The 23561-nt window shown below is 66.5% G+C and carries 20 protein-coding genes; 9 read left to right on the top strand and 11 right to left on the bottom strand.

What is annotated here, in order from left to right:
- The first annotated feature begins 127 nt into the window (after positions 1-127).
- From RMR04_RS17740 to RMR04_RS17710, 7 genes are all read left to right on the top strand, one after another.
- Positions 128-1432, top strand: a complete 1305-nt coding sequence (locus tag RMR04_RS17740) for an ABC transporter substrate-binding protein (protein ID WP_311909656.1) — start codon at positions 128-130, stop codon at positions 1430-1432.
- 213 nt (positions 1433-1645) lie between these two features.
- Positions 1646-2539, top strand: a complete 894-nt coding sequence (locus RMR04_RS17735) for a branched-chain amino acid ABC transporter permease (protein ID WP_310151577.1) — start codon at positions 1646-1648, stop codon at positions 2537-2539.
- On the top strand, positions 2539-3486 hold the full coding sequence (locus RMR04_RS17730) for a branched-chain amino acid ABC transporter permease (protein ID WP_311909655.1): 948 nt from the start codon (positions 2539-2541) through the stop codon (positions 3484-3486). The genes RMR04_RS17735 and RMR04_RS17730 overlap by 1 nt, the downstream gene beginning before the upstream one ends.
- Positions 3483-4232 (top strand): ABC transporter ATP-binding protein, encoded by a 750-nt coding sequence (locus RMR04_RS17725; protein WP_311909654.1) that lies wholly within the window; start codon positions 3483-3485, stop codon positions 4230-4232. The genes RMR04_RS17730 and RMR04_RS17725 overlap by 4 nt, the downstream gene beginning before the upstream one ends.
- Positions 4233-4235: 3 nt before the next feature.
- On the top strand, positions 4236-4937 hold the full coding sequence (locus RMR04_RS17720) for an ABC transporter ATP-binding protein (RefSeq protein ID WP_311909653.1): 702 nt from the start codon (positions 4236-4238) through the stop codon (positions 4935-4937).
- A gap of 159 nt (positions 4938-5096) precedes the next feature.
- Entirely contained in the window at positions 5097-6530 is a 1434-nt protein-coding gene (locus RMR04_RS17715; RefSeq protein ID WP_311909652.1) for an aldehyde dehydrogenase family protein, read from the top strand.
- Positions 6531-6643: 113 nt separating this feature from the next.
- Positions 6644-7369 carry a class I SAM-dependent methyltransferase gene (locus RMR04_RS17710; protein WP_311909651.1) on the top strand — a complete coding sequence of 242 codons (726 nt, stop codon included), beginning with the start codon at positions 6644-6646 and terminating at the stop codon, positions 7367-7369.
- An 84-nt stretch (positions 7370-7453) separates the two neighbouring features.
- On the opposite strand, the gene RMR04_RS17705 is transcribed toward RMR04_RS17710, so the two are convergent.
- On the bottom strand, positions 7454-11002 hold the full coding sequence (locus RMR04_RS17705; RefSeq protein ID WP_311909650.1) for an autotransporter domain-containing protein: 3549 nt from the start codon (positions 11000-11002) through the stop codon (positions 7454-7456).
- 252 nt (positions 11003-11254) lie between these two features.
- Positions 11255-12208 (bottom strand): helix-turn-helix domain-containing protein, encoded by a 954-nt coding sequence (locus RMR04_RS17700; protein ID WP_311909649.1) that lies wholly within the window; start codon positions 12206-12208, stop codon positions 11255-11257.
- 15 nt (positions 12209-12223) lie between these two features.
- Between RMR04_RS17700 and RMR04_RS17695 the strand changes: the two genes are divergently transcribed.
- Positions 12224-12403, top strand: coding sequence for a hypothetical protein (locus tag RMR04_RS17695; RefSeq protein ID WP_311909648.1), 180 nt, complete (start codon positions 12224-12226; stop codon positions 12401-12403).
- 406 nt (positions 12404-12809) lie between these two features.
- Here RMR04_RS17695 and RMR04_RS17690 read toward each other — a convergent pair whose 3' ends face one another.
- From RMR04_RS17690 to RMR04_RS17680, 3 genes are all read right to left on the bottom strand, one after another.
- Entirely contained in the window at positions 12810-13733 is a 924-nt protein-coding gene (locus RMR04_RS17690) for an IS5 family transposase (protein WP_311909523.1), read from the bottom strand.
- A 296-nt stretch (positions 13734-14029) separates the two neighbouring features.
- Positions 14030-15154 (bottom strand): zinc-dependent alcohol dehydrogenase family protein, encoded by a 1125-nt coding sequence (locus RMR04_RS17685; RefSeq protein ID WP_311909647.1) that lies wholly within the window; start codon positions 15152-15154, stop codon positions 14030-14032.
- A gap of 221 nt (positions 15155-15375) precedes the next feature.
- Positions 15376-16338 (bottom strand): LysR family transcriptional regulator, encoded by a 963-nt coding sequence (locus tag RMR04_RS17680; protein ID WP_311909646.1) that lies wholly within the window; start codon positions 16336-16338, stop codon positions 15376-15378.
- A 399-nt stretch (positions 16339-16737) separates the two neighbouring features.
- Between RMR04_RS17680 and RMR04_RS17675 the strand changes: the two genes are divergently transcribed.
- Positions 16738-17748: an MBL fold metallo-hydrolase gene (locus RMR04_RS17675; RefSeq protein ID WP_410492270.1), complete on the top strand. Its 1011-nt coding sequence runs from the start codon at positions 16738-16740 to the stop codon at positions 17746-17748.
- 168 nt (positions 17749-17916) lie between these two features.
- On the opposite strand, the gene RMR04_RS17670 is transcribed toward RMR04_RS17675, so the two are convergent.
- From RMR04_RS17670 to RMR04_RS17645, 6 genes are all read right to left on the bottom strand, one after another.
- Positions 17917-19794, bottom strand: a complete 1878-nt coding sequence (locus RMR04_RS17670; protein ID WP_311909644.1) for a bifunctional sugar phosphate isomerase/epimerase/4-hydroxyphenylpyruvate dioxygenase family protein — start codon at positions 19792-19794, stop codon at positions 17917-17919.
- Positions 19791-19991 (bottom strand): hypothetical protein, encoded by a 201-nt coding sequence (locus RMR04_RS17665; RefSeq protein ID WP_311909643.1) that lies wholly within the window; start codon positions 19989-19991, stop codon positions 19791-19793. Before RMR04_RS17665 ends, RMR04_RS17670 begins: the two co-directional genes overlap by 4 nt.
- 137 nt (positions 19992-20128) lie before the next feature.
- Positions 20129-20866 carry an ABC transporter ATP-binding protein gene (locus RMR04_RS17660; RefSeq protein ID WP_311909642.1) on the bottom strand — a complete coding sequence of 246 codons (738 nt, stop codon included), beginning with the start codon at positions 20864-20866 and terminating at the stop codon, positions 20129-20131.
- Between the two features lie 10 nt (positions 20867-20876).
- Positions 20877-21638, bottom strand: coding sequence for an ABC transporter ATP-binding protein (locus RMR04_RS17655; protein ID WP_311909641.1), 762 nt, complete (start codon positions 21636-21638; stop codon positions 20877-20879).
- Positions 21638-22561, bottom strand: a complete 924-nt coding sequence (locus tag RMR04_RS17650; RefSeq protein ID WP_410492269.1) for a branched-chain amino acid ABC transporter permease — start codon at positions 22559-22561, stop codon at positions 21638-21640. The genes RMR04_RS17655 and RMR04_RS17650 overlap by 1 nt, the downstream gene beginning before the upstream one ends.
- Positions 22562-22644: 83 nt before the next feature.
- Positions 22645-23523, bottom strand: a complete 879-nt coding sequence (locus RMR04_RS17645) for a branched-chain amino acid ABC transporter permease (RefSeq protein ID WP_311909639.1) — start codon at positions 23521-23523, stop codon at positions 22645-22647.
- Positions 23524-23561: the final 38 nt, after the last annotated feature.

Raw genomic sequence — 23561 nt, 5'->3', positions numbered from 1 at the left:
CCATAGGTTCTCGCTATGGCCTTCATCGCTTTATCCTACTTGTGGCTTCGGCCCGCCCATGCGCCCCTTCGATCCAGGTAACGCGCCGCCAAGAGCGCGTTCCATGAGGAATCCAGGGAGAAGAAACATGGTCAGGACGAAGCTGGCGGCTGCGCTGTTTGCGGCAACGGCGCTGCTGGGATTGCCGGCCGCCGCGCAGGAGAAGCCGAAGGAGCTGGTCGTGGGCATCGCGACCTTCCTGTCCGGGCCGGCCTCGGTGTTCGGCGTGCCGGGCAAGAACGCGGCGGATCTGTTCTTCGAGGAGATCAACGCCAAGGGCGGCATTTTGGGCGTGCCGGTGAAGCCGGTCTATGTCGATGAGGGCGCGGGCACCAACCAGCTCATCTCCGAATATCGCCGCGTCGTGCAAGACCAGGGCGCGCAGATCATGCTGGGCGCGATCTCGTCGGGCTCCTGCAATGCGCTCGCTCCCGTCGCCGAGGACCTCAAGGTCGTCAATGTGATGTGGGATTGTGGCACTCAGACCATCTTCGAAGAGGGCAAGTGGAAATACTCGGTCCGCACGCAAGGCCATGCCGGCGCGGAGATGATGGCGACGCTGCTCTACCTGATGAAGGTGAAGCCCGACTTCAAGACGGTGGCGGTGGTCAACCAGGACTACGCCTGGGGCCGTGAATCCTGGGCTTTGCTCCAGGCCGGCCTCAAGGCGCTGAAGCCCGATGTGAAGATCGTCGCCGAGCTCTTCCCGAAATTCGGCGCGCCTGATTTCTCGACCGAGATCACCAGGCTTTCGGCGCTGCGGCCCGATGTCGTGATCTCGACCTCCTGGGGCGGCGATCTCGACACCTTCGTGCAGCAGGCGGCGGCGCGCGGGCTGCTGAAGCAGTCGACCTTCGTGCTGCCGCTGGCGGAAAGCTCGATGGAGCGGCTCGGTGCGGTGATGCCGGAGGGGGTCATCGTCGGCTCGCGTGGCGACCACTATTTCCTGCACCCCAAATACAAGAACACGCCTGAGATGCAGGGCTTCGTGAAGGCCTACAAGGCCAAGACCGGGGTCTATCCGATCTATCCGACCTTCCACATGAACCAGGCCGTGACCGGGCTGGTGAAAGCCTATGAGAAGGCCGGAGCCGCAGCCGGCGGCAAATGGCCGAGCAAGGAGCAGGTGATCGCAGCCTTCGAGGGGCTGGAGTTCAAGTCGCTCACGGGGACGATCACGATCCGCTCGGACCATCAGGGCCTCGAGGACCAGATGCTTGGCACCACCAAGCGCGTGCCGGAATACCCCTTCGCCGTCTACGACAAGATGGCGCTCTACCCGGGTAAGCTCGTTACGACCCCGCTCGGCGAGAAGTCGCTGGACTGGTTCGCCAAGGTCAAGCCGGAGCTGGTCAACGACAAGTCGATCGAGACGTTTGACTACGTGAAGTAGGGCGCTGGAACCTCGGCCCTAACCCCTCCCCCTTGTGGGGAGGGGAAGGGGTGGGGGGCGGAAAGCCGAAACGATCGAAGTCTTCGTTGAGCGCTGTCGCCGCTGCCGTGCACCTACTTTTTCAACCCGCTCGCCGAGCGGGACGCCCCCCACCCCTAACCCCTCCCCACAAGGGGGAGGGGGACAGGTCGCGGAATCGCAATGCCTCCAGAAATGATCCTTCTCGCCGCACTCGACGGCCTGGCCTATGGCTCGCTGATCTTCCTGGTCGCGGTCGGGCTGTCGTTGATTTTTGGCGTGCTTGGCGTGCTCAACGTCGCCCATGGCTCGTTCTATGCGATCGGCGCCTATGTCGCGGCCTCGGCCGTGCTGGCGGCGGCCGGGATGGGGCTGCCGGTCTGGCTGGCCTTCCCCCTGTTCCTGGTCTCGGCCATTCTCGTCGGCGTGGTCGTCGGCGGCACGGTCGAGGCGCTGCTGCTGCGGCGCATCTACGGCAAGGAGGAGGTGCTGCAGCTCCTCGTCACCTTCGCCGTCTTCATGATCCTCGAGGATGCGCAGAAAGTCGTCTTCGGCACGCAGCCGCTCTTCGCCAATGCGCCGATGAACTGGCTCGGCACCGTCGAGGTCTTCGGCATCTTCTACACCAGCTATCAGCTCATCCTGATCCCGCTGGTGGCGCTCGTCGTGCTGCTGGGCCTGCGCTGGTTCCTGCGTCGGACGAGCTTCGGGCGCGCCATCATCGCGGTGACGCAGGACCGCGAGGCGGCGATGGCGATGGGCATCGACGCCACCCGGATCTACCTCTTCACCTTCATCATCGGCGCGAGCCTGGCGGCGCTCGGCGGGGCGCTGTCTTCGGCCACGACCTCGCTCACACCCGGCATCGGTTCAGGCATGATCGTGCTGTCCTTCGCGGTCGCGGCCACGGCCGGGCTCGGCCGCATCGAGGGCGCGGCGGTGGCGGCGCTGATGATCGGGCTCGGGCGCTCGGCTGCGGTCTATTTCGCGCCGGAATTCGACGTGCTGATCCCCTATCTCATCATGGTCGTCGTGCTGCTGATCAAGCCGGAAGGCCTCTTCACCACCGTGCAGACGAGGAAGGTCTGATGTCGCGCCAATATCTCATCGGCGCGGGGCTCCTGATCGCGCTCGTCGTCTTCCCGCTGCTCTCGCCCTGGTCGACGGTGATCCTGACGGTCGCGCTCTGCGAGGGCCTGGCGGCGCTTGGCATCCTGGTGCTGCTGCGTGCCGGCCAGGTCTCCTTCGGCCATGGGCTCTATTTCGCCTTCAGCGCCTATGTCGTCGCCTTCATGGCCGCAGCCCGTCTCGGCCATGAGGTCCTGCTGTTGGTGCCGATCGCCACAGCGGCGTCCGGGCTCGTCGCCGCGTTGATCGGGCTCTTCATCGTGCGCTACCGGGCGATCTTCTTCGGCATGCTGAACCTCGCCATCTCGATGGTGTTCTTCTCGCTCCTGGAGAAGCTGTTCTCGATCACCGGCGGGGCCGACGGCAAGCGCGTGCCGCGACCGACGCTTCTGGGCATGACGCTGGAGCGCGAGGCCTTCGAATTCTGGATGTTCTACATCACGCTGGCGCTGGCCGCGGTCGCGGCGCTCTTCGTGGCGCGCTATCTCGTCTCGCCCGGCGGCAAGGCGCTGGAGGCGATCAAGTCGAACGAGACCAGGCTCGAATATCTCGGCGTCTCCAGCCGCAAGGTGCTCTATGGCGCCTATCTGCTGTCGGGGCTGCTGGCGGGGCTGGGCGGGGCGATCAACGCGCTGGTCTCCGGACACGTCACGCCGGAGCTCGCCTATTGGGTGCGCTCGGGCGAGTTCGTCTTCATCGCGATCCTGGGCGGAGTCGGTGGCGTCGCCGGGCCGTTCCTGGGCGCGCTGATGTTCCAGATCATCCGCGGCTACGCAGCGGTCTACGCGCCCGAGACCTGGCATGCGGTGCTGGGCGTCATGCTGCTCGTGATCATCTTCTTCGCGCCGAGCGGGCTCTACGGGCTGATCGCGGGGCGCAAGCGGACCTCCGGGGAGGCGGCGCGATGAGCGAGTTCATCCTCGAAGCCCGCGACCTCGAACTGCGCTTCGGCGGCGTGCAGGCCGCCAATGGCGCGAGCTTGCAGGTGCGTGCGAATGAGCGCATCGCCATCATCGGCCCCAACGGTGCCGGCAAGACCACCTTCATCAACCTCTGCACCGGCTACATCAAGCCGCAGTCGGGCAGGGTCATCTTCGCGGGTCAGGATATCACGGCGCTCTCGCCGCGCGCCATCACTCGGCTCGGCATCGGCCGCTCCTTCCAGATTCCGCAGCTCTTCCTCGAGAACACGGTGATCGAGAACCTGCTGCTGGCGCTGAGCGCCCGCGAGGGCAGCTGGTCGCCTTTCCTCAAGCTTACGAAGCATCCCAAGATCGATGAGATGTGGGCGCTGCTCGAGATCGTCGGGCTGAAGGACACCGGCCAGCGCATTGTCCGCGAATTGCCTGAGGGCATGCGTAAGCTGATCGACATCGCGGTCGCGCTCGCATTGGAGCCGAAGCTGATCTTCATGGACGAGCCGACCAGCGGCGTCTCCAGCCATGAGAAATTCCAGGTCATGGACACGTTGACCCGCGCGCTCGATGCGCGCTCGACCACCGCGATCTTCGTCGAGCACGACATGGATGTGGTCGCGCGCTACGCCAATCGCGTCGCAGTCTGGTCTGGCGGCAAAATCGCGCTGGAAGGCTCGCCCGAAGAGATCCTGAACCATCCCGAGGTGCGCGAAACCGTGATCGGAGTGGGGGTCTAGGCCATGCTCGAGATCAAGGGATTATCCGCCGAGATCGAGGGCGTGCAGGTTCTGCGCAAGGTCGATCTCTCGCTGACCGCAGGCGCGACCGTCGCCCTGATCGGCCGCAATGGCGCCGGCAAGACCAGTCTTTTACGCGCGATCATGGGCTTCATGAAGGTCACGGCAGGCGCGATCGCCTTTGACGGCAGGCCGCTGCTGGAGGTGAAGCCGCATGAGCGGCCGCGCCTGGGCATCGGCTATGCGCCCGAAGATCGCCGCCTGTTCTCGACCTTCACCATCGAGGAGAATATCCGCCTGCCGGCCGAAGTGATGAAGCTTGGTGCGTCCGAGATCTCGCGGCGGCTCGCCGGCATCTACGCCGTGCTGCCGGAACTGGCGGATCTGCGCCATCGCCCTGCGGCGGGCCTCTCCGGCGGGCAGGGCAAGATGGCGGCGCTGGCGCGCGCGCTTATGATCGGCAACCGGGTGATCCTGCTCGATGAGCCGTTCCAGGGGCTGGCCCCGGTGCTGGCCAACCGCTATGCCGCTGCCCTGCGCGCCCTGCGCGACAGCCATCCCGAGATCGCCTTGCTGATTACCGAATCCAACCCCAGCCTGCTGCGCAATTTCGCCGAGCGCGCCTATGCGATCGAGCGCGGCGAGGTCACCGAAGTCGAGGGTGGGCTCGCGGCAAGTTCGCTGGCGGCGGCGGGGATGCATTGAGCCAGAATTTCACCCATAAGCCCTCATCCTGAGGAGCTGCGAAGCAGCGTCTCGAAGGATGCTCCAGGAGGCGCCGGAGCCATCTGGAGCATCCTTCGAGACGGCCGCTTTCGCGGCCTCCTCAGGATGAGGGCTGGAGTTAAAAGCGGAGAAACGCCCATGAATCAGCACTTCATCAATGGCCGCTATGTCGCTGGCCAGACGGGCGAAACCATCGCCAAGCTGGCGCCGGCGACGGGTGAGGAATTCGCCCGCATCGGCTGCGGCAACGCCGCTGACATCGACGCCGCGGTCAAGGCCGCCCACGCCGCCTTCGACGGCGCCTGGGGCAAGCTGACGGCAGCCGAGCGCGGCCGGTTGATCTCGAAGCTCGGGCTCAGGCTGCAGGACCATTTCGACGAGCTCGCAAAACTCGAGGCGCGCGACACCGGCAAGCCGATGGCGCAGGCCAGGGCCGATATCGACGCGACCGCGCGCTATTTCGAATTCTATGGCGGCGCAGCCGACAAGGTGCATGGCCACGTCATTCCGTTCCTGAACGGCTACAGCGTCAGCGTGGTGCATGAGCCGCATGGCGTCACCGGCCATATCCTGCCCTGGAACTATCCGGCGCAGATGTTTGGCCGCTCGCTCACCGCCTCTCTCGCCATGGGCAACGCGGTTGTGCTGAAGCCGGCCGAGGACGCCTGCGCCACGGCCTTCCGCCTTGCCGAACTCGCGAGCGAGGTCGGCTTTCCCGACGGCGCGATCAACGTCGTCGCGGGGCGCGGCCATGAGGCCGGCGCGGCGCTCTCCTCGCATCCGGGCATTGCCTTCATGTCCTTCACCGGCTCGCCCGAAGTCGGCAAGATGGTGCAGCACGCCTGCGCCGACCACCTGATCCCCTGCACGCTCGAACTCGGCGGCAAATCGCCCCAGATCGTCTTTGACGACGCCGATTTCGACGCAGCCGTGCCGATCGTCTGCAAGGCGATCGTCCAGAACACCGGGCAGACCTGCTCGGCCGGCAGCCGCGTGCTGGTGCAGAAGACTGTCTATGACGAGTTCGTCGGGGCGGTCGCCAAGCAATTCGCCAAGCTGCGCGCCGGCACGCCGGAGATGGACCTCGATTGCGGCCCGGTGATCAGCGCCAAGCAGCGCGGCCGCGTGCAGAGCTTCATCGACCAGGCGCGCGAGCAGGGCATCCCGGTGCTGGCCGAGGGGCAGATCGCCCAGGGCGTGCCCAATGGCGGCTTCTACGTCACGCCGACCCTGTTCGGCCAGGTGCCGCGTGGCAACCGGCTGGAGCAGGAGGAGGTCTTCGGGCCGGTGCTGTCCGCCTTCTCCTTCGAGGATGAGGAGGATGCCATCAAGCTGGCCAATTCGACCGATTACGGCCTCGTCGCCGCCGTCTGGACCAGGGATGGCGGCCGCCAGCAGCGCGTCTCGCGGCGCGTGCGGGCAGGGCAGGTCTTCATCAACGGCTATGGCGCCGGCGGCGGCATCGAACTGCCCTTCGGCGGCACCGGCAAGAGCGGCCATGGCCGCGAGAAGGGCTTCATCGCGCTGGAGGAGTTCGCGGTGACCAAGACGATCGTGCACAAGCACGGCTAGATGTGAGCTTGCAGGTCGAGGGCGAGAGCTACTAAACGGCGAGAGAGGCGGCGCAGGGGTCGGAAAACGCGACCTTGCGCCGGCTCGCCGTCAGGGCAACCATCGCCAGAATCATGAATCGACCCGCAGGCGATACCCTCGACATCCTCGAAAGCCTCTTCGCACCATTGCTGGGGCGGCGGATGCTCGACATCGGCTGCGGTGGCGGCCATCTCATGCAGGGCCTCGTCGAACGTGGCGCGCGCGTTGCCGGGCTCGACATCGACGAGGCTGCGGTGGAGGCGGCGCGCCGTGCGGTGCCGACCGCCTATGTGCAGAAGGCCGGCGCTGAGCTGCTGCCCTTCAATGACGCGACCATCCATGTCGCGATCTTCCTCAACAGCCTGCACCATCTGCCGGTGTCCAATATGCTGCTTGCTCTGGAAGAGGCAGCCCGCGTTGTCGGCAAGGGCGGCAGCGTCGTCGTCATCGAGCCCTTGTCCGAGGGCACGTTCTTCGATGCGCTGCGGCTGATCGAGGACGAGACGACGGTGCGCCATGCCGCGCAGGACGCGATCACCCGCGCCGGGCGGCGCGGCATCCTGGCTGAGTGCCGGCGCATGGAGTACGACCGCGTCGAGGCATTTGCCGATGCCTCGGCCTTCATCGAGCGTGCCGTCGGGGTCGATGCGGCGCGCCGGAATCGGGCCAGGAAGGCGCTGGAGAAGATGCTGGCCCGGTTCGAGACGCTTTCGGAGCGGGACGCGCGCGGCTATCTGCTGCGCCAGCCCCTGCGGCTGCACCATCTCAAGGTGCCGGTCGGCCCGCCACCGGTCGTCAACCCGCTCACATACGGATGACGTGCCGGATCGTGCGCCCCTCGCCGACGAGGGCACCGGTGCTGACCGCGGCAATGCTGCGCCATCGCCTGAGCTGGTTTGCTCTCACCATTGATAGCGGATGGAGGCCTTGCCGGCGTAGCTTTGGGTGTTGCGCGCGAACTCGCCGTCGAAATTGGCGGCGAGCGTGAAGCCGTTGCGCCAGTCGATCTCGGCGCCGACCGAGAGCAGCGCCGCATTATGCGCCTGCGCCGCGCCGTTGACGGTGAAGCCCGAGGCTGGAAGCGCCTGGAAGCTGGCGAGGATGCTGCGATCGACGGTGAAGTTATGCGCCCAGGCGGTGCGGCCGCGCAGTGTGACCAGCGCCTGGTCGAGGGCAAATGACAGATCGCCGCGCAAGCCGAGTTCGCTGCGCGAGCTGGTGACGTCTTTCGAGGCGTAGTTCAGCGCGAACAGGCCGTTTCCCGCCACGGTCTGCTCGGCATAGGCCGGCAGGAACAATGTCGAGAACTGGCCCGCTGCATAGGGGGTGAGCCCCATTCCCTGCCAGGCGAAGCGATAGCCGCCCTCGATCCGCCCCGACAGCGCATTGGCATCGAACCGCGCCCGGTAGTGGTTTTGAAAGGCGTTGCGGTCGGTGGTGATGTCCTGCCAGCCATAGGCCAGCGCGCCTGCGACATAGGCGGCGCCGATCTGGTGGCGGCCATAGAGCCCGGCCTGGAACATCTCCGAGGAGCCTTTGCCGAGCCCGCCCGAGAGCGAGTAGTTGGTGCTGGCGCCGCCGAGCGAGAACCCGACCAGCGTCTCCGGCGCGAAGCGGTAATCGGCGCCGACCGTCATGCCGTAAATGCGCGCGGTGGTGTCGGCCGAGCCGATAGCGGCGTTGCCTGACGCGATTTGCGCGCCGCCATAGCCCGCCGCCCAGGCGCCCCAGCGCGGCGTGAAGAGGAGACTGGGGAAGGTGGCTTTGCGCGCCAGGGCCGGGGAGGGCTCGCGCCCCTTGTGCAGCGAGGCATAGGCGCCAGCCTCGCCCGAATCCGCAGAGGAGACGAGACCTTGTCCAGCGCTGCTATCGCGCCCGACGCCGTTATCGCGCCCGACCGCGAAGGGGTCGAGCATAGCCCCCAGGAACTGCGAGGTTGCGCTGAAGCTGGTTTGCTGCACACCGGTCGCCACTTCGCCCGAGGCCTGCGTCAGGCCTTGCGATGAGAGCGCACCGAAGGCCAGCGGAATGCCGCCCGCCGTGTTGAACGAGTTCACCAGCGCAGTGGCGACATGGCTCTGGTTGGCGTTGAGGCCGGCGCTGAAGCTTGGCGCCGACGGGCCCGAGGGCACGAAGTTCAGCGCCAGGTTGAGATAGGCATTGTTGGCGTCATAGCTGAGGCTGGAGGTGAAATTCGCCGGCAGGTTGGTGTTCGCCTGTGTGCCGAACGTGCCGCTGACGCCGCCTGCTGCATTGAGGATGGTGTATTGCTTCGTGACATAGGCGCCTGGCGCGTAAAGCGCGGCCACCGTCGCGCCACCGAGCGTCGCCATGCCCGTGACATTGGTGCGGTCGGCGCCAAGCGGATCGACCTCCACCTTGTAGGTCGAGGCGGCGGTGAAGCTCAGATTGCCCTGCACGCCGAGCGTGCCGATCGAATTGCCCGGCGAGAGCGTACCGCCCGCGATGATGGTGTTCCCGACCGTGCCGGTGCCGCCGAGCGTGGCGCCTGCAGCGACGGTGACGCTGGAGGATGTGGCGATGGAGCCGTTGACCGCGAGGGTTCCGGCATTGACCAGGGTGGCGCCGGTATAGGTGTTGACGCCGCTGAGCACGGTAGTGCCGCTCCCCTCCTGGCGCAGCGTGCCGGTGCCGGAGATGGCGCCGGTGAAGGCGAGCCTGTCGGAGCGGTTGAAGGCGAGGGTTCCGTTACTGACGACATCGCCGGTGAGGCTGCCACTCGTGCCGCCAGCGCCGATTTGCAGCGTGCCGGCGCTGATCGTGGTGCCGCCGGAATAGCTGTTCGCGCCGGTCAGCGTCAGCATGCCCGCGCCGAGCTTGGTCAAGCCTCCGCTACCGCCAAGTCCCTGACTCACCGTAAAAGTATTCGCCTGATTGGCGATATCGAAACCGCCGCCCTGCGCGCCCCAGTTGATCGTGCGCGCGGTGGAGGTGAAGCCCGTGCCTGTCACCTGCAGCATGCCGCCGTTGAAGGTGAGCGCACCGGACGCGTCGCCGAGATTGGCGTCCGCGCCGACGCTGAGCGTGCCGCCGGCGATCGTGGTGCCGCCGGTATAATCGTTGGTACCGGTCAGGGTCAGGGTGCCCGCGCCGGTCTTGGTCACGCTACCGTCCCCGGTGATCGTGCCGGCATAAGTCCCCGCACTCGCCTGATCGAACACGACGCCGCGTGTGCCGGCCCCGTTGGCGAAGCTGAGATTGCCACTGAGGCTCGCGGTGTTGCCGATCAACGCGCCGGCCGCGACCCACCAGTTCTGCGCGCCCGTGCCCGTCAGCGTCCAGGTGCTGGCGCCCGTCTTCTCGAAAAAACTGAACCCCTGATATTGCGCTGCGGCCCCGATCTGACCGAGATTGAAGCCGCTATCGACGGTGCCGCCCAGGACCAGCGTATCGCCGCCGGCGCTGACCACATTGCCGGAGATCACCGAGCCGTTCCACAATTCCAGCCGGTTGGCGCCGCCCATGAAGCTGATCGCAGCAGCTTGAACCCCGTTGCTGTTCCGCGAGAAGCCGCCCGCGATGACCCCGCTGTTGATCACCGTGGCGCCACCAATGGCGGCGATGCCAATACCGCCGGCCCCGTCTGTTGAGTCGCTATATTTGCCAATGCCGCCAGTGCCACCCCGGATGGCGCCTTCGTTCACAACGGTTCCGGCCCCGGTCATTAATGCGCCACCGCCGCCGCCGCCGCCCTGATCACCAGCACCACCGGCGATCGTGCCCTGGTTGGTGAGCGTCGCGATGCCATCCAGTAACACGCCACCGCCACCGCCGCCGCCGCCGCCGCTGCCGTCGCCGCCGACGCCACCACCGCGCCCGCCTGTGGATGAGCCGCCGACCACCAACGTCATGTCGCTGGTGACGACGTGGCCGACGCCGCCGCCGCCGCCCCCTCCGCTCGCGATGCTGCCGCCGCCGCCGCCGCCGCGGCCAGCACTCTCGATGCCACCGCCGCCACCGCCACCGCCGAGAGCACCAAGTTCGCCACTCCCCCCACCGAAGCCGCCATTACCGCCGCCGCCGTTGCTCGCAAGTCCCGGACCGCCTGCCCCGCCGGCCACCGGGCCAGCGGCTCCCTGGCCGTTCTGAATGGGGGCTCCACCATCGTTCAAGCCCGGGTCGCTGCCCGCGCCACCCGCAACGCCCGTTGAGTACTGGCCATCGGCGCCCTGATAGGTTTGCGCCGCCGCTTGCACCGGCGCACCGAGCGCGATCCCGGCCGCCAACCCCATCAGCATCGTTCCCGACAGCAGCCGCGCCATCGTGGAGGATGATGCGAGCGACCGCGCAGGAGGCAGCGTGGCGGGCGCGGTTCCCGGCGCGGTCGAGGCCGGGAGCGTTGACCGGCAGCCCCTGGCCGGCCCGGTCGGCAGGGAGGGGCTCTTCCCGATGGTGCTGCCCGGCTGCGAGGCCGCATCGTCCTGTGGCATCTTCCGTCCCTGGCGAAGGCGCGCGGATCGGCATGATCCGCCTGCCGATGAAGGATCGGCCTTCGCGGAGATTATCCTTCGGGCAGGGGGACGCGTTAGGCTTTGCGTCCCAGGACGCTGCGCATTGCGTCCCAAACTGGCTGCTGTGACGTTGAGCTGCCCGTGCAAGGGACATGCGCCAGAGCAATTTCCGATCAAGCTGGATCGTTTCGTTGCGCAAGCAATGACGACCCCATCAAATCGGAGAAGGCTCTATCTCGCCGTGGGCTGGTCCCGCAGGGCGCTGGGCGCCAGGCCGAAGCGGCGCCGGAAGGCGCGGGAGAAGGCGCCGTAATCCTCAAAGCCCCAACGGGTCGCGAGGTCCTCGAGCGGGCCGATCGGCCCGCCGGCCAGCAGGGCATCGCGGCACAGCTCGAGCCGGCGATGAAGGATGAAGCGGGCCACGCCGCCCTCGGATGCCGGGAAGCTCCGATACAGGCTGCTGCGCGACAGGCCGAGCGCCGCCGCGATGCGGCCGACATCGAGATCGGGATCGTCGAGATGCCGGTCGATATAGCGCGCGATCGCCTCGGCCGGATCGGGGCTAGCGGAGCGGCGCCCATCAGGCAGGTCGTCCCCGCGCCGCACGGCACCGAGCGCCCGGCCGATCAGGTCGAGCATCGTCTGCACGGCCATGGCCGCGGCCGCTGGGTCGAGCCCGTCGATCAGCCGCTCGGTCAGCCGCAGCTGCGCGCCGAGCAGGCGGCCCGCTCCCGATTGCCCGGGAAGGCGCAACCCGTTCAGCCGGTCGAGATCGCCGAACAGCCGCCGCGCCGTGTCGCGCGGAATCACCAGATGGCTCTCGGAATGCTCGCCCCACCAGCCGCGCAGCGGCCGCGAGGCATCGATGAAGCCGACATCCCGCGGAGCCAGGGTCATTTCGCTGCCCTGGTCGAGCATCGCCCGGCCGGAGCGCATCAGCAACACGCAGATCTCGCCACCCTGGTCGCGCCGGCAATGGCTGGCGCTGCGGTGTACATCCACGGCGGCGGATTGATAGCGCCACAATGTGGTCCCCGCCACCGACAGGGAGGCCGCCTTGCCATGGAAGCCGTCTTGCCGCAGGGAGGGGCGCGGCCGGGCATCGAGCCGCTGGAAGGCGACCTCACGCCAATAGTCGAAGGCGTCGGTCTCCTTGTGCATCTCGCAAGAGACGGTGTTCCACATGCCTGATCCCTTGGAATGAGCCGCGCGTCCCGCCTATCCGCAGATACCATATTTGCCACGATTCGTCCTCCGAATGCCCGGGCGCAGCGGGCGAGCCGAGACGGAACCGGCAAGAACGGCCATGGCCGCGAGAAGGACTTCATCGTGCTGGAGGAGTTTCCGGTGACTGAGACCATCGTGCACAAGCACGGCTGAGGCCGGGTCTCGCGTCATGCTCGGGCTTGCCCCACGGCTGTCCGGTTGAGGTTTTGGTCTCTGAGCGGATCATGCACGGCTCTCCCCTCGCGGGCGAAGGTGACGCGAAGCGCCGGATGAAGAGCGCGGGGAACCCTTCTCCCGGATGGGAGAAGGGCAGGGATGAGGGCCTGCCGCTGATTATTGAGGCGCGACCGCGCCGCAGCGCCGGCTCATCCTGAAAGCGCAGGAGACGATGCGGAGCGGCTTGCGCGACCTGGTTGTCTGGCCTGCCCTCATCCCTACCCTTCTCCCACACGGATTCCTCTGCGAAACGCGGCTGAGGACTGATATTTTGACGGCGGATTGTTCGCCTGTGACGGGCGGTCTTCAGCGGTTGGCTTGGAGAGCTCGCAGTCGACCTGGTTCAGCCGCCTGCGATGATGGTGGCGCGCCGGAGATTGTAGACGGTTGCGAAGGCAATCAGGTCTGCGGTGTTGGCGACGAACGAGTGGCATCGCGTCCGGGCTTTGCCATAGAGGCGCTTCATGGCGCTGAAGACAGCTTCGACGGGAGCGCGGCGGCGCGCGATCAGGGCGTTGCGGCGCTGCAGCCAGCGCGGCAGGACAGCGATGTGCTTGTGCCGGCGATGCATGATCCGGTCCTTGATGCCCAAGGCCTTCAGGGCGGCGCGCTGGGCCTTGCTCTCATAGCCGCGATCGGCATAGACGGCGGCCTCGTCGCCGCTGACGAGCCCTGGGGCCATCTCGACGTCCTGTATCCGCGCCGAGGTCACGAGCGCCGTGCGGATCAGGCCCGAGCCCTCGTCGACGCCGACATGCAGCTTGTAGCCGAAATGGGCCTTGCCGTTCTTCTTGCCCCAGTCGGCGCCGGGTTCACGGGGGTGGCCCTTGCCCAGCCCGGCTTCGCGTGACGGGGCAGCATGCGTCGCCTGAACGATTGTGGCGTCGAGCAATGTGCCCTTCTTCAGGATCAGACCCTTGGCCGAGAGCTGCGCGCCGATCTCGGCAAAGCAGGCCTCGAGCACGCCCGCCTGCGCTGCCGCCAGCCGAAAGCGGCACAAGGTCGTCTCGTCGGGCGTGCCGCCATCGAGCGCAAACCCGCAGAAACGTCGAAACGACAGCCGGTCCAGCAGCGCCTCCTCCAGGCCGGGATCCGACAAATCGTAAAGCGCCTGCAGATAGAGCGCCTTGAGCATCGCAAGCGGCGCGTAAGGCGGCCTGCCCGTCTCAGCCTGGCGCAGCTTGCCGGCCAAGGGCGCCAGCCGATCCCACGCGATCAGCCCATCGATCTTCGCAAGCTTCGCGTTCGCACCCAGGCGTGGGTCCAAAAACGCCTCAGCCAAAGACATCTGATCCGACATGCCGATCACCCCGCCGCACCCGAGCGAAGTGAATCAGCAATCAAACCTCAACGCCAGGGCCCTTTCGCAGAGAAATCCACACGGGAGAAGGGTTCCCCGCGCCTGTCTCATTCGTCCCCGCCCGCTGGAAAGCCTTCAATGAACGAAGCTTTTCGATCGGGCGCTCACGGCGAACCGGACAGCCGTGGGCTTGCCCCGAGCATCTCCTGACAGAGATTCTCGGGTCTGCGCTTCGCCTCGCCCCAGAATGACGACCATCCGCCTCACATCACCAGCACATGCCGGATCGTGCGCCCCTCGTTCAGCGCGTCGAATCCCTCATTGATGCCGTCGAGCCCGCTGGTGCTGGTCAAGAGCTTGTCGACCGGCAGCTTGCCGCGCAGGTAAAGCTCGATGAAGCGCGGGATGTCGCGCACGGGGATGCAGGAGCCCACATAGGATCCCTTCAGCGTGCGCTCCTCGCCGACGAGCCTGACCGGCGAAAGCGAGAGCATATGCGCCGGGTTGGCGAGGCCGGCGGTCGTGGTCGTGCCGCCGCGCCTGGTGATCTGATAGGCGAGGTCGAGCGCCTTGACCGAGCCCGCCATCTCCAGCCCATGATCGACGCCGCCCTTGGTCGCAGCCCGGATCGCCTCGATCACGCCGGGGTCGCCAGCATTGAACGTGTCCGTTGCGCCGAGTTCGCGCGCGATCGCAAGCTTGTCCTCGGCAAGATCGACCGCGATGACGCGCGAGGCGCCGCAGGCGGCAGCTCCCATCAGCGCGCTCAGGCCCACCCCGCCGAGGCCGACGACGGCGACCGTCTCGCCGGCGCGGATCTTTGCCGTGTTCACCGCTGCGCCGACGCCGGTCAGCACGGCGCAGCCGAACAGGGCCGCGATCTCATGGGGGATGTCGGCCTCGATCTTCACCAGCGAGTGGCGCGAGATCACGGCATATTCGGCAAAGGCGGAGACACCGACATGGTGATGCACCGGCTTACCCCCCGCGGAGAGCCTTCGCCCGCCGCCGATCAATTCGCCGATGCCGTTGGCGGCGTTGCCGGGCTCGCACAAAGCAGGGCGCCCCTCGCTGCATGGGGAGCAATGCCCGCAGGAGGGCACGAAGACCATGATGACGCGGTCGCCCTGCTTGAGGTCCTGCACGCCCGGGCCGGTCTCGACCACTTCGCCCGCGGCCTCATGGCCGAGCACCATGGGGACGGGGCGCGGGCGATTGCCGTCGATCACCGAGAGGTCGGAATGGCATAAGCCCGCCGCGCGGACCCTGACCAGCACCTCGCCGGGGCCGGGCGGGGCGAGCTCGATCTCCTCGATCGACATCGGCTTGCTCAGCGCATAGGGCGCCGCGACTGGGCTGGCATTCAGGACGGCGGCACGGATTTTCAAAGGTGTGTTTCCTCGGGCGATGGGCGTTGTTTCTTGGCTGTTCCCACGTTCAGCCCTCATCCTGAGGAGCGCCTTAAGGCGCGTCTCGAAGGATGTTCCAGAGCGCACTGGAGCATCCTTCGAGACGCCGCTTCGCGGCTCCTCAGGATGAGGGCTGAGGTTCGTGATCAGCGACACGAAATTCAGGCTCGCGGGCTTGCCTGTCAAAGACGAAAACGCGATCAGCCATATAAGGCGGGCGGATCGCCATCCTCGCCCAGCGTCGCGGTCCAGCTCTCGTCGCTGACGAGCCCGCGCAGGATCTCCCAGGATAATTGGCCGATCGCGCGGGCCGCCGCCGGCATCGGCCGCTCTGTCGAATAGGCGAGATAGACCTTGCGGTAGAGCGAGGGCTGCTCGATGCGCCAGGTCTGGAAGAGACCAGCCCTCTCCTGCGCGCTGACCGCCATGCGCGGCAGGATGCCGTAGCCCAGGCCGCGCTCGGCCAGCCGCTTGATCTGCGCATAGGATTCGATCTCGATCGCGGGCTGGATCGCGGCGCCGACGCCGGCAGCCGCCTCATCGATCTGGTCGCGCAGGCCATGGCCGATCCCGGGCAGGATGAGGTCGACGCCCGCGGCTTCGGCGAGCGTCACCGTGCCGCCGGGCGGCGTCTTGATCGCGTCGAGCGTGGGCGGGCCGAACAGGCAGAGTTCCTCGGTCAGGATATGGTGGATGCCGAGGCCCTTGGGGTCCGAGATCGCATAGATCACCGCGAGATCGACCTCGCCTCGGCGCAGCCAGTCGAGCACGAAGCCGCTCATCGCTTCGGCGATGCGGATGCGCACGGCAGGATAACGTTCGCGCGCCGCCTGGATCAGGGGCACGCTGAACTGCTCGCTGACGGTCCCGGGCAGGCCGATGCGGACTTCGCCGCCGGGCGCCGCGGTCTCACCGCGGACGCTGTCGCGCAATTCGGCGAACTCTGCCAGGATCGCCCGGGCGCGCAGCAGGAGCCGCTCGCCGGCCTCCGTCGGCAGCACGCCGCGCGTGCCGCGATGCAGCAGCGCGACGCCGAGCTCGTCTTCCATATGGCGCAGATGCTGGCTCAGCGCCGGCTGTGCTACGCGTAGCTTGGTGGCGGCCTTCGAGAACGAGCCCTGTTCGACGATCGCGGTGAAATAGCGAAGCTGACGCAAATCCATCGCTGGGTTTCTCGGTTCCTGACCGGCCGCTGAGGCCTCTTTGACGTTGGTAGCGTCGTCCGCAGGCGATGGCCAGAGCGGGCCTGACGCGGTGGCATGCGTCGCCCGGATCGATTCGTAAAATTTGAACGATTGCAGTGTCTTGCCGCGATCGCTTGAATCGGTTTGCGCGCCACGGGAACGCCTCCAGCCCCAGCTTTCGCTTATGCCGGATAGAGCAAAGGGGTATTGGTCGTGCCCTTGGGGCAGGTGCATCCTCCAGCGCGAGGCAGGGTTCTCGAGAGGTATGGCTTTGCCACAAGGCCGCTCCAGGCCGCTCGGTCTCCGTCGACAAGAATGCCAGCGAGAACGCTGGAACCGTTTCACTCAGGAGGAAGCGCAATGTCCGAGGATACGACCATGCATCTCCAAGCCAGCCTTGCCCATCCCAGCCTTGCACATGCCAGCCGTCGCGGATTTCTGGGCAGCGCTGCCGCGCTCGCTGCGGGCGCCACGTTGCCTTTCGCAGGCGCGGCCCTGGCCAAGGCGCCATTGTCCAACACCCAGTCCGGCTATTTCTACCGCTTCATGCTGGGCACGGCCGAGGTCACGGTCGTCTCCGACGGGCCGCTGCCGCTCGGCGATCCCGGCGCGAGCTTCCTCGGCGTGCCCAAGGAAACCGTCTACGGCATGCTGGAGAACAACTTCCTGGCCAAGGACAATGTCGTCCTCGAGCAGAACGTCCCGATCGTGAATTTCGGCGACAGGCTTGTCATGTTCGACACCGGCATGGGCTTCTCCAAGGCCTTTGGCCCGACCACGGGCCGCCTGCAGAAGAGCATGGCGGAAGCCGGCATCAAGCCGGAGGATATCGACGCCATTGTCATCAGCCACGCCCATATCGACCATATCGGCGGCATCTCCTCCCAGGACGGCAAGCCGCATTTCCCGAACGCGCAGATCTATATCAGCCAGATCGACTATGATTTCTGGCTCGACGATGCGCGGCTCGGCACGCCGTTCAAGGCCTTCGGCGAGCATGCCCGCGCCAATCTCAGGCCGGTCAAGGACCGCATCGTCTTCTTCAAGGACGGCCAGGAATTCCTGCCGGGCGTGCAGGCGATCGCGGCACCCGGGCACTCACCGGGGCACCACATCTTCAGGGTGGCGTCCTCAGGCAAATCCTTCGCCTTCCTCGGCGATCTGACGCATCACGCGATCCTGCTGACCGAGAAGCCCAGGCTCGAATTCGCCTATGATTTCGACCCGAAACAGGCGGTGGAATCGCGCGTGAAGCTGCTCACCATCCTGGCCGATGAGAAGACGCCGGTGATGTCCTACCATTTCGCCTGGCCGGGCTTCGGCAACCTCGCCAAGGCCGGCGACGGTTTCCGCTATTATCCGACACCGATGCAGATGCTGCGGGGGTAGGGCCCTGTCATCCCGTGTGCGCTGCGGCATGAAATGCCGCGGCGCAGACACGGGACCGTCTTCAAAAGAAGGCGCCTTCTGCGCCCTTCAGAAGAAGGCGCCTCCTGCGTCACGCGATCCCGCATCTGCGCAGCGGCACTGCGCGCCGCTGCGCGTGCTGGATGACCCTCAGCTCTCCCTCAACGGCCGCGGCACCGTCACGGGCCGCGCCTCTCTGGCCTGCGAGGCCAGCCGCACCGCTGCGTTCACCGCGCCGAAGCCGGCATAGCCGCCGCGCCGCTCGACGATCTCGAAGAAGAAGCGTTGCGCGAAGACATGGGTGTAGACCTGCAGGAACTCGGCCTCGCCGTCGCGGTCATAGAGGATGTGGTGATCGCGCAAGGCGTCGATGAAATCCGGATCGAGCCCGTGCCGCGCCTCCAGATCCTCGTAATAATTCTCGGGGATGTCGAGGAAGGAGAGACCCGCCGCCCGCATCGCCGTCACCGCCGCGAAGATGTCGGGCGCGCTGAAGGCGATGTGCTGCACGCCCGAGCCGAAATGCTCTGAGACGAAGCGCGAGGACAGGGTCCGCGTCGCCTGCGAGCCGTTGAGCACGAAGCGCAATGAGCCGTCGGCGCTGACGATCGGCCGGCTCTCGACGAGGCCGGCGGGATCGGCGATCGCGGCTTGCGGGATGCGCTCGAGATGGAACAGCGAGGTGTAGAACAAGAGCCAGGACAGCATCTCCTCATAGTCCATCGACTGCGAGATGTGATCTACGCTTTGCAGGAGGGCAGGCGCAGGCGCTGCGGCATGGGGCGTCGCGACGAAATCCTTCTCCCAGATATGGGCGAGTTCACCTGTGGCCTGGGTGAAATAGATCAATGAGCCGCCGACGCCGCGAATGGCGGGGATATGCATCTCGCCGGGGCCGACGGGCTGTTCGAAGGCCGTGATCTTCAAATCCCGCGCCCGGGCCATGGTCTGTTCGACATCGTCGACGCGCAGGCAGATCGCGCAGACGCCGGGCCCATGCATGATCGCATGCGACTGGGCAAAGCCGTCCTTCTCGGTGTTGAGCACGAGGTTGATGCCGCCCTGGCTCCAGCGCGTCACCATCTTGCTGCGATGCGTGCCGGTCTGCCGGAAGCCCAGCGCCGTGAAGAGCGCGGCGAGATCGGCGGCCGTATCCTCGTCCAGCGCGAATTCGAGGAACTCGACGCCTTCGACATGTACGCGCGGCGGTAGATGCGGCGCCGTCTGGTCGGCGAGCGCGATCAGCGAGCGCATGCCGTCGGTCGCGAGCCGGCGGGCCGAGCCCGCTCGGAACTGGTCGTTGAAGATCTCGTGCGAGAGCGGCCCGGAATAGCCCGTCGCCTCGACCGCCTTGACGAAGTCGGCGACGGCAAGGTCGCCCTGGCCGGGAAAGCAGCGGAAATGCCGGCTCCAGCTCAGCACATCCATGTCGAGCTTGGGCGCATCGGCGAGCTGGACGAGGAAGATGCGGTCGCCGGGGATCGAGGCGATCGGCTCCACCGGCGATTTGCGCGCCAGCGTGTGGAAGGAATCGAGGATCAGCCCGATGCGCGGATGCGCCGCGCGACGCACGATCTCCCAGGCGTCGCGATAATCGTTGACGTGACGGCCCCAGGCCAGCGCCTCGAAGCCGACACGCACGTCGAATTTCGCCGCGAGCTCGCCGAGTTCGCGCAAATCGGTCGCCGCCCGGTCGATGCCCCCCAGCGATTGCGGCGAGACATTCGAGCAGATCAGCATCAGCTCGGCGCCGAGCTCGTTCATGATCGCGAATTTGCGCTCGGCCCGCGCGAAGGTCCGCGCCCGCAGCGGCTCGGGCATGCCCTCGAAATCGCGGAAGGGCTGGAAGGCCGAGATCGTCAGGCCGAGATCGGCGATCATCTTGCCGACGTCGCGCGGACTGCCGTCGAAGGTCAGGAAATCGTTCTCGAAAACCTCGACCGCGTCGAACCCGGCCGCGGCGATGGCCTGTAATTTCTCCGCGAGATCGCCGCTGAGAGAGACGGTCGCGATCGAGGTCGGGTTCATGCCGCTTGCGCCCTTGCCTGGTGGTCGATGGTGACGAGACGTCCACGCCGCGCAGCCTCACTGATGGCCTTGACGACCGCAAGCGTGCGGGCGGCGTCTGCGGCACAGGCGCAGTCCGGGGATGTGTCGAGCCGCTGCAGATGGGGCCGGCCGATGAGACCGGCGCCGATGAGGGCGATGTTCAGCTTGGCGCTCATGCGAGATCTCTCGGACGGAGAGCCCGTCCCGTCATGCTCGCCCGTGTGGCGAGCATCCACGTCTTGAACACGGCGCTCGACCAGCGAAGACGTGGATGGCCGGGACAAGCCCGACCATGACGGGTGAGGGAGCGGCATCATGCCGCTTCCGTCATCGCGCCGCCGAGGAAGAGCTGGCCGACGCGCGGATCGGCGAGGATCTCGGCTGCCGGTCCCTGCATGCGGGTCTGGCCGAGTTCGAGCACGAGGCCCTCATCGGAAATCTCCAGCGCCGAGCGGGCGTTCTGCTCGACCATCAGGATCGTCACGCCCTTGGCGCGCAGATCTTTTAGGATGCCGAAGGTCTCCTGCACCATCATCGGTGAGAGACCGATCGAGGGTTCGTCGATCAGCACCAGCTTGGGGTCGAGCAGGAGGCCGCGCACGATCTCAAGCTGCTTCTGCTCACCGCCCGAGAGGGTCGAGGCCTGGTTGTCCGCTTTGCGCCGCAAGGCCGGAAAGCGGTCGAGCGCGGCCTCCAGGCGCTTGGGCATGTCGGTGATATCAGAGCTCGCCGCCACCGCGCCCAACTCGATATTGTGGCGCACCGAAAGCTCGGGGAAGATGTTGCGCCCCTGCGGCACATAGCAGATGCCGGCCTCCAGCAGCTTGCGCTGGTTCCAGTTGGTGATGTCGGCCCCCTCCAGCCGGATCTGGCCTTCGCGCACCTTGAGCAGGCCGAAGATCGCCTTGAACACGGTCGATTTGCCGGCACCGTTGGGGCCGATCACGGTGGTGATCGCAGCGCGCGGGATTTTGAAGGTCGTGCCGTTCAGGATGGTCATCGCGCCATAGCCGCCGACCACGCCGTCGAGTTCGAGGATGGGTGTGCTCATGACGCTCTCCTCAATGCCCGAGATAGGCTTCGATCACAGCCGGATTGGCCCGGACCTGCGCCGGCGTGCCCTCGGCCAGCACCTTGCCTTCGGCCAGCACGATCACCCGCGAGCACAGCGACATCACGAAATCCATGTTGTGCTCGATCACCACGAAGGTCGCGCCCTGTTCGGCGTTGATGGCGCGCAGCCGCTCCTTGAGATCTCCCAGCATGGTCAGGTTGACGCCGCCGGCCGGCTCGTCGAGCAGCACGAGGCGCGGGCCGGCCATGAAGGCCATCGCCGCGTCGAGCAGCTTCTGCTGGCCGTAGGAGAGCCCGCCCGCCTTTTCGTCGATCAGATGGCCGAGCTTGAAGAAGCTGATCATCTGATCCGCCTTCTTGGACAGCCCAGCGTCTCGTGCTCCGAAAAAGCGCGACAGCATCGAGCCCTCATGCTCCTGGCCGGCGAGGATCAGGTTCTCGCGCACCGAGAGCTCGGGGAAGACCTGCAGCAGCTGGAAGGTGCGGCTGACGCCGCGCCGGTTGAGCTCGGAAGGGCGCAGATTGGTGACGTCCCGGCCGTCGAGCTTGACCGAGCCTTCGCTCGGCTCCAGCTGGCCGAGGATGCAGTTGAACAGGGTCGACTTGCCGCAGCCATTGGGGCCGATGATGCCGAGGATCTCGCCTTCATTAACCGAGAAGGAGACCCCGTTGACGGCCTTGATGCCGCCGAAAGCCTTGTGCAGGTTGGTGACTTCCAGAACCTTGTTGGCTTCGAGAACCTGGGCCATCAGCGCGCTCCCGCCTTGCCGCTAAGCTTCGCCCAGCCGCGCTCCAGCAGTCCGCTCACCCCTTGCGGGCAGGCGATCAGCAGCAGCATGACGATGGTGGCGAAGATGATGAGATAGAGCGAGCCGGCAAAGCGCAGCCATTCCGGCAGCACGACGCCGAGCAGCGCGCCGATGAAGGGGCCGAGCAGATAGCCCGAGCCGCCCGCGACCACCATCAGCAGCAGGAAGAAGCTCTGCGACAGCGAGAAGGGCGAGGGGTCGATGAACTCGACCAGCGGGGCGTAGAGCGCACCGGCAAAGCCCGCATAGGCCGAGCCGATGGCGAAGGCGAGCAGGGTGTAGGTGCGGGTGTCGACGCCCAGGCTCGCGGCGCGGATCGGGTTCTCGCGCAAGGCGGTGAAGGCGCGGCCCCAGGGGCTGCGGATCATCCACCAGAGGAGAACCGCGAGGAGGAAGGTGACGACGACGACGAAGCGGTGGAATTCGAGCGCGCCGAACAGCTTGATGCCGAAGAACTCTGGCCGGTTGATGTTGGCGACGCCGAAGACACCGCCGGTGAGCCATTGCTCATTGCGCATGACCAGCCAGATCAGCGTCGAGAAGGCGAGCGTGACGAAGGCGAGGTAATGCGCCTTGACCCTGAGCGCCGGAAAGCCGAGCACGAGGCCAACAGCGAAGGTCAGGAGCCCCGACAGCGCGAAGGCGGCATACCAGGAGACGCCGTATTTCGTGGTCAGGATCGCGGTGGCATAGGCCCCTAGCCCCATGAAGGCGGCCTGGGCCAGCGACTTCAGCCCGGCATAGCCCAGCGTCAGGTTCAGCCCCATCACCGCGACGCTCATCACCAGCCAGAGCGAGAGCACATACGTGCCGTAGCGGCCCATGCCGACCGGGGCGAACCAGAGGATGACGGCGCCCGCCATCAGCGTGAGCAGCGAGCCATCGACGAAGGCGGGCAGGGAGAGGCGGCTGCGCTGCTGCAGGCTCTCATGGGTTGCGGGCGCGGTCATACGCGGCGCTCCTCTTTGCGGCCCATCAGGCCTTCCGGCTTGAGCAGGATGACGACGACGAGCAGCACGAGCGGCACGGCGAGCCGGTACTGCGTCGAGATGTAGGCGGCGGCCATCGAGTCGACGATGCCGACGATCAGCCCGCCGACGAGCGCGCCGCGGACCTGGTTGAAGCCGCCGACGATCGCCGCGATGAAGGCGAACAGGCCGATGACCTCGCCATTGGAGAATTTCGCCAGATAGATCGGCGAGATCAGCACGGAGGCGACGACCGCGAGCGCGGCGTTGATGACGAAGGTCAGCAGCACCATGCGCTCGACCGGGATGCCGAGGATGCGCGCGACCGTCGGATTCTGTGCGGTCGCCTGCATCTGGCGGCCGAGCCTGGTGCCACCGACGAACCATTGCAGCGCGCCGATGACGGCGAAGGCCACCGCGATGATCGCCAGATGCTGCAGCGAGATCGAGGCGCCGAAGACCTGGATGGTTTGCGAGGGCACGAAGGATGGGAAGTTCTGCGCCTCGGCAGAGAAGCCGTCCTTGGCGCTTTCCTTCATGATGATCGAGAGCGCCATGGTAGCGATGGCCAGCGGCAGCACGCCATGCTTGATCATCGGATCGACCACGGTGAGCTTGAAGCCGACGCCGAAGATTAGGATGAAGGCGGCGATGCCGATCAGCGCGCCCAACCAGATCGGCGCGCCCAGCAGCTTGATCGCGAGCAGGACGAGCACGGCCGGCAGCATGACGAATTCGCCCTGGGCGAAGTTGATCGTCTGCGAGGTCTGCCAGACCAGCGTGAAGCCGATCGCCGCGAGCGCATAGATCGCGCCCGTTGCGATGCCGGCGATGAGATAGGCGATGAATTCGGCCATGGCTTGGTGCCCTGCGATGGAGCGTCATGGTCGGGCCT

The sequence above is a fragment of the Bosea sp. 685 genome (assembly GCF_031884435.1).
GTDB lineage: Bacteria > Pseudomonadota > Alphaproteobacteria > Rhizobiales > Beijerinckiaceae > Allobosea.
Note: the sequence above shows the minus strand (reverse complement) of the source record. Positions and strands in the feature narration are given on the sequence as shown.

Bases quoted from the DNA above. Each gene is read 5' to 3' on its own strand.
- RMR04_RS17740 (WP_311909656.1), top strand. From the start codon at position 128: ATGGTCAGGACGAAGCTGGCGGCTGCGCTGTTTGCGGCAACGGCGCTG.
- RMR04_RS17735 (WP_310151577.1), top strand. From the start codon at position 1,646: ATGATCCTTCTCGCCGCACTCGACGGCCTGGCCTATGGCTCGCTGATC.
- RMR04_RS17730 (WP_311909655.1), top strand. From the start codon at position 2,539: ATGTCGCGCCAATATCTCATCGGCGCGGGGCTCCTGATCGCGCTCGTC.
- RMR04_RS17725 (WP_311909654.1), top strand. From the start codon at position 3,483: ATGAGCGAGTTCATCCTCGAAGCCCGCGACCTCGAACTGCGCTTCGGC.
- RMR04_RS17720 (WP_311909653.1), top strand. From the start codon at position 4,236: ATGCTCGAGATCAAGGGATTATCCGCCGAGATCGAGGGCGTGCAGGTT.
- RMR04_RS17715 (WP_311909652.1), top strand. From the start codon at position 5,097: ATGAATCAGCACTTCATCAATGGCCGCTATGTCGCTGGCCAGACGGGC.
- RMR04_RS17710 (WP_311909651.1), top strand. From the start codon at position 6,644: ATGAATCGACCCGCAGGCGATACCCTCGACATCCTCGAAAGCCTCTTC.
- RMR04_RS17705 (WP_311909650.1), bottom strand. From the start codon at position 11,002: ATGCCACAGGACGATGCGGCCTCGCAGCCGGGCAGCACCATCGGGAAG.
- RMR04_RS17700 (WP_311909649.1), bottom strand. From the start codon at position 12,208: ATGTGGAACACCGTCTCTTGCGAGATGCACAAGGAGACCGACGCCTTC.
- RMR04_RS17695 (WP_311909648.1), top strand. From the start codon at position 12,224: ATGAGCCGCGCGTCCCGCCTATCCGCAGATACCATATTTGCCACGATT.
- RMR04_RS17680 (WP_311909646.1), bottom strand. From the start codon at position 16,338: ATGGATTTGCGTCAGCTTCGCTATTTCACCGCGATCGTCGAACAGGGC.
- RMR04_RS17675 (WP_410492270.1), top strand. From the start codon at position 16,738: ATGCATCTCCAAGCCAGCCTTGCCCATCCCAGCCTTGCACATGCCAGC.
- RMR04_RS17670 (WP_311909644.1), bottom strand. From the start codon at position 19,794: ATGAACCCGACCTCGATCGCGACCGTCTCTCTCAGCGGCGATCTCGCG.
- RMR04_RS17665 (WP_311909643.1), bottom strand. From the start codon at position 19,991: ATGAGCGCCAAGCTGAACATCGCCCTCATCGGCGCCGGTCTCATCGGC.
- RMR04_RS17660 (WP_311909642.1), bottom strand. From the start codon at position 20,866: ATGAGCACACCCATCCTCGAACTCGACGGCGTGGTCGGCGGCTATGGC.
- RMR04_RS17655 (WP_311909641.1), bottom strand. From the start codon at position 21,638: ATGGCCCAGGTTCTCGAAGCCAACAAGGTTCTGGAAGTCACCAACCTG.
- RMR04_RS17650 (WP_410492269.1), bottom strand. From the start codon at position 22,561: ATGGCGGGCGCCGTCATCCTCTGGTTCGCCCCGGTCGGCATGGGCCGC.
- RMR04_RS17645 (WP_311909639.1), bottom strand. From the start codon at position 23,523: ATGGCCGAATTCATCGCCTATCTCATCGCCGGCATCGCAACGGGCGCG.